The 3630-nt window shown below is 36.5% G+C and carries 3 protein-coding genes; 1 reads left to right on the top strand and 2 read right to left on the bottom strand.

What is annotated here, in order from left to right; genetic code table 11:
* Nucleotides 1-397: 397 nt before the first annotated feature.
* Both HMPREF3031_RS10235 and hflX read right to left on the bottom strand, forming a co-directional pair.
* Nucleotides 398-1636 carry a methionine gamma-lyase family protein gene (locus tag HMPREF3031_RS10235; RefSeq protein ID WP_002480824.1) on the bottom strand — a complete coding sequence of 413 codons (1239 nt, stop codon included), beginning with the start codon at nucleotides 1634-1636 and terminating at the stop codon, nucleotides 398-400.
* A 5-nt stretch (nucleotides 1637-1641) separates the two neighbouring features.
* On the bottom strand, nucleotides 1642-2898 hold the full coding sequence (gene hflX / locus HMPREF3031_RS10240; RefSeq protein WP_061054744.1) for a GTPase HflX: 1257 nt from the start codon (nucleotides 2896-2898) through the stop codon (nucleotides 1642-1644).
* A gap of 144 nt (nucleotides 2899-3042) precedes the next feature.
* Here hflX and HMPREF3031_RS10245 point away from each other — a divergent pair, with 144 nt between their 5' ends.
* Entirely contained in the window at nucleotides 3043-3516 is a 474-nt protein-coding gene (locus tag HMPREF3031_RS10245; RefSeq protein ID WP_002480822.1) for a glutathione peroxidase, read from the top strand.
* Nucleotides 3517-3630 lie beyond the last annotated feature (114 nt).

The raw sequence follows: 3630 nt of genomic DNA on the forward strand, positions 1-3630 counted from the left end.
CAAGTTATAACGGTAGTTTGTCTACGGTCTGAAAAGAGGCCGACTGGCCTCTTTTTTGTTGCTATCTTAATCTTTTATTGCGTTTTATCTTACCAAGTTTATACAAAATGAAAGAAACTGCTACCATATATATTCCTAACACCGAATAGAAAAATACAGGTCCTAAAGATTTACTTGCTTCAAAGCACAACAGCATCATTAATGATAAGACAAATAATAAGGTACGATAAGTCAGAACCATAACGTTCTCCTCCACTTCGTTGATTCATGTACCTTCTTTTTCTCTCACATGTTCATTATTATTATATCTTTTATTTTTTAAATTTCATATACTTTATAGTATTTTTTCTGTGTTTTCATTAAAAAACCGACGCAAAATTGCGTCGGTTGCTTTATTTTAGATAAGACCTTCTTCATTCATTTGTTGAACAGCTCTTGTGACTGCCAACTTAACATGTTCATACGTTAAGCCGCCTTGAACATAAGCTTCATATGGCGGTCTGATTGGACCATCTGCTGAAAGTTCAATAGATGAACCTTGTACGAATGTCCCAGCTGCCATAATCACATCATCTTCATAGCCCGGCATATAACTTGGTTCTGGACTGAAGTGTGCGTTGATAGGTGAAGCGGCTTGAATACATTGGCAGAAGCGAATCATTTGTTCTGCTGTATCAAATTGAACAGTTTGAATTAAATCCGTTCTTGGTGTATCAAATGCCGGTACAGTATTCATGTTTAATTTCGTTAGAAATAAACTTGTAAATAATGCACCTTTCAAGCTTTGACTAACCACATGTGGCGCTAAGAAGAAGCCTTGATACATGCTTGGCAGCTCAGTTAAAGAAGCTCCGGCTTCTTTTCCAATACCTGGTGCAGTCAAACGATAACCGCAACGTTCAATTAAATTTGTTTTACCAACAATGTAGCCGCCGATACGTGCCAAACCGCCACCTGGGTTTTTAATAAGTGAACCTGCCATGATATCTGCACCTGCTTCAATCGGCTCTTCATCTTCTACAAACTCTCCATAGCAATTATCTACAAAGACAATCACATCAGGATGTTCTGCTTTGATATCAGCCACTGCACGTTTAATTTCATCCACCATAATTGATGGGCGTTGATCATAACCTTTAGAACGTTGTATTGCGATCACTTTTGTATGGTCATTTATCGCATTCAGTACTGCAGGAACATCAATTTGTCCAGTTTCTGTTAAAGCGACTTCGTTATATAATACGCCATTCTCTTTTAAACTGCCGATACCATTACCATTGACACCGATGACTTCTAACAGTGTGTCGTAAGGGCTGCCGGTAATATATAATAATTCATCACCATGTTTTAGATTGGCTTGTAAAGCCACAGTAATCGCATGCGTACCAGAAATAATTTGCGGTCTGACTAACGCATCTTCAGCTTTAAACGTATGCGCATAGATTTCTTCTAAATGGTCACGACCGATGTCGTCATAACCATAACCTGTTGTCCCTTGCAAATCAGATTCTGTCGCTTTCACCGCGTGAAAGGCATCTAACACTTTCGCTTGATTACGATAAGCGCAAGCTTCAATTGTTTTAAAATAAGATTGTAATTCTGTTTCTGTTTCTTGAATAATTTGTTCTAAATCCATGGTGCTTACTTCTCTCCATTTTCTTCTGCTTTTCTTCTATAACCTTCTACTTCATAACTTTCATTTTCTTCGTTAAATTCAAGTTTATGAATCAACGTATGACGTTTTAAGAAGTATAGACGATCTGCATCATCTGCAGGAACTGTCTCTTCATAAGATTCCATTTGTTTTTCTACTTGGTCTATTAATAACTGTCTTACTTTTTCTTCATCCGCTTCATCACGTGCTGAAACATATACATTCGGCAATTGAGATGCAGGGGTTGGTCCTTCGTTCAAGTCTTTCTTATTAAAGATGACTGCTTGTGGAATCTTATCCATATCTAAATCGCCAATGATACGGTTAACCGTATCATACTGCGTACGATATTCTTCATTACTTGCGTCAACAACGTGAAGTAGTAAATCCGCATCGCGCGCTTCTTCTAATGTGGATTTAAATGCGGCAATTAACGTAGTCGGTAACTTCTGAATAAAACCAACTGTATCAGAGATAATTAAATGATAACCATCATTCACTTGGATTTGGCGTGTTTTCGGATCCAATGTAGCGAATAAAATATCTTTTTCATAAGTAGATTCATCCGCTAAAATATTAAACCAAGTTGATTTACCAGCGTTCGTATAACCTACTAAAGCTACTTGGAACACATGATTTTGTCTACGTTTAGAACGATAGCGTTCACGATGTTCGACTACAGTTTGAAGTTGGTGTTTGATTTCATTCATACGGCGACGAATATGACGTCTGTCTGTTTCTAATTTTGTTTCACCAGGACCTCTTGTTCCGATACCGCCACCAAGTCTAGATAAACTTTTACCATGACCTTGCAGACGTGGCATTAAATAATCAAGTTGTGCTAATTCAACTTGCAGTTTACCTTCCTTACTGCTTGCGCGCATCGCGAAAATTTCTAATATTAATTGGGTTCTATCTATAATTTTAATACCTAAATTATCATTCAGACTTTTAGATTGTGCAGTTGTCAGTTCATCGTTAGCTACAACGACATCGACATCATACATTTCTACATAATCTTTAATTTCTTGTAATTTACCTTTACCAACATACGATTTATCTTCAATGCGGTCTTTTTGTTGTGTAATTTCACCTAAAACATCTAATCGGCATGTTTCAGCAAGTGCTTTTAATTCATCCATGGTTTCACGGAAATCGAATTGTTTTTCATCATATGCATCGACCCCGATTAATAATGCTTTTTCTACCGCTTCTTCTGTATCAAATATTCTCTCTTGAGGCAAAAATGTATCCTCCTTAAATTCATTTTACGGTCATTTTGAATGTTTATTCAATCTACTAGTAATCTATTCCATTTTATCATAGAGCATATCTAAAGACTATTCAGGCGAAATGTGTTAAGTTTGGGACATCGAGGTGAAGAAAACATGAGCATATATGATATTGAAGTTACAAAAACCGATGGCACAACCTATCAACTAGATCAATACAAAGGAAAGGTCATGTTAATCGTCAACACAGCGAGTCAATGTGGCTTTACGCCACAGTTTGAAGGCTTGCAAGAGCTTTACGAACAATACCAAGATCAAGGCTTTGTCGTATTAGGATTCCCTTGTAACCAATTTGGCAAGCAAGAACCTGGTAACGGTCAAGAAGCCATGCAAAATTGTAAAATTAATTATGGGGTAACTTTCCCAATGCACGAAAAAATTAAAGTGAACGGACCTGAACAACATCCACTTTATCAATACTTAACAGAACAACAAGATGGATTTTTCAATAGTAAAATCAAATGGAATTTCACTAAGTTCTTAATAGATAGAGATGGCAATGTAGTCAATCGTTTCTCACCACAAAAAAATCCAAGTCAAATCAAATCAGATATCGAAGAACTATTATAATGAACAATAAAGACCGCCTTATAACCATGAACCATATGATTATAAGACGGTCTTTTTATGTATTGAATGATTAAAAAAGCGGCTCTATACTATTTAGGACTGGTGATAATCACT

Origin of the sequence: Staphylococcus sp. HMSC072B07 (assembly GCF_001815505.1) — a bacterium.
Lineage (GTDB): Bacteria > Bacillota > Bacilli > Staphylococcales > Staphylococcaceae > Staphylococcus > Staphylococcus simulans.

Coding starts and splice junctions, on each gene's coding strand:
- HMPREF3031_RS10235 (WP_002480824.1), bottom strand. CDS start 1,636: ATGGATTTAGAACAAATTATTCAAGAAACAGAAACAGAATTACAATCT.
- HMPREF3031_RS10245 (WP_002480822.1), top strand. CDS start 3,043: ATGAGCATATATGATATTGAAGTTACAAAAACCGATGGCACAACCTAT.